Raw genomic sequence first — 539 nt, forward strand, 5'->3', positions numbered from 1 at the left:
TGGCGGCGGACGGCGGCGACCGCAGAAAAGAAACAGGAGTAGGCACCTTCCCTAGTGGAGGGACCTTAAATAAGCTCAGGACATGTTCCTGAGCTTATTTATTTTGCGCTGGCTCTGGGATGGCAGTCATTTTCAGTCTCGAATCTGCCCGTTTCACTCTAATCCTTATCGCTTGGCTCTTTCGGGTCCGGGATTTGGCTAAGCCCTCTCACGAACAACAGATACACATAGATGGCGAGCCCGATACCGGCAATAAAAAGAACGAATTTACCGATTGCCCACAACGTCTCCATGGTTACTTCTCCTTTGGTAGGATTGGGGTGGTCTGGTTCTGGTTTAGTCCGCAGAGCGCGCCGTGAATTCGGCGAGGGCGGCGGTGAGACGCGCCAGCCCTTCGCGCAGCCGCGCAGGTTCATGCGCGGCGACAGTGAGCCGGATGAAGCGATCATCCGGCTCTTTGGCATAGCACAGCGTCCCCGGCAGGAACGCTGTGCCCTCCAGCAGCGAAGCGCGCAGCAGCGCTTCGCTGGAGACCCCGG

General features: G+C 57.7%; 1 protein-coding gene and 1 pseudogene. Both read right to left on the reverse strand.

From position 1 onward, the window contains the following. Window positions 1–158 precede the first annotated feature (158 nt). Entirely contained in the window at window positions 159–293 is a 135-nt protein-coding gene (locus tag POTG_RS25185) for a hypothetical protein (protein WP_009227173.1), read from the reverse strand. Window positions 294–336: 43 nt separating this feature from the next. Next, window positions 337–539, reverse strand: a pseudogene (locus POTG_RS22600) (PLP-dependent aminotransferase family protein); the annotation flags it as partial.

The organism is Paenibacillus sp. oral taxon 786 str. D14 (assembly GCF_000159955.1).
Classification (GTDB): domain Bacteria; phylum Bacillota; class Bacilli; order Paenibacillales; family Paenibacillaceae; genus Fontibacillus; species Fontibacillus phoenicis.

What these genes read in the sequence shown, in the direction of transcription:
- POTG_RS25185 (WP_009227173.1), bottom strand. Translation starts at nt 293, where the DNA reads ATGGAGACGTTGTGGGCAATCGGTAAATTCGTTCTTTTTATTGCCGGT.